The sequence below is a fragment of the Aquirufa regiilacus genome (assembly GCF_032470275.1).
Taxonomy (GTDB): domain Bacteria; phylum Bacteroidota; class Bacteroidia; order Cytophagales; family Spirosomataceae; genus Aquirufa; species Aquirufa regiilacus.
Genome location: NZ_JAVNWW010000010.1, coordinates 1 through 474, shown reverse-complemented (window position 1 = coordinate 474; position 474 = coordinate 1). Strand labels below are relative to the sequence as shown.

At 38.2% G+C, this 474-nt stretch carries 1 protein-coding gene; it reads right to left on the bottom strand.

Features of this window, described 5'->3' with window-relative positions; translation table 11 throughout:
- Positions 1-431: helix-turn-helix domain-containing protein (locus PQG45_RS11780; RefSeq protein WP_316070920.1), on the bottom strand; the 431-nt coding region annotated here is incomplete at its 3' end.
- Between the last annotated feature and the right edge of the window lie 43 nt (positions 432-474).

Sequence of the window (474 nt, the reverse complement as noted above, 5' to 3'; positions counted from 1 at the left end):
AATTCTTCTTCTCTTGTTAGAGGCTTCTGGGCTTTCTTTACGTTGGGTTTGATGGAATTTGACATCTTAGCTGGTCGTCCTTTAGGTTTAGAATTCAAGCCCGCTACACCCTCTATTTCATATACCTTTTTCCATTTGATAATTGTCGATTCACTTGGGATATTGAATCGTGCGCAGGCTCCCTGTAAAGATAGAAATTCCTTTTTAATAGACTGAAGCACCATGAGCTTAAAAGATGGCGTGTAGAATTGGTATTTTCTTTCTTTTAGCCCATCCTTGCCATATCGTTCATAGAAACGATACCAAAGGCGTAAATTAGTGATGTTAACTCCTTTTTTTTGAGCAACTGCTCGTATCGAGCAGTTGTCTTTGATTACAGCTTCAACACATTGAAGCCTAAACTTGTAATCATACTTGTTTCTTTTGTTCATAAAAATGCCCCCAATAAGTGTCTAACTTTTTGGGGGCAGTCTA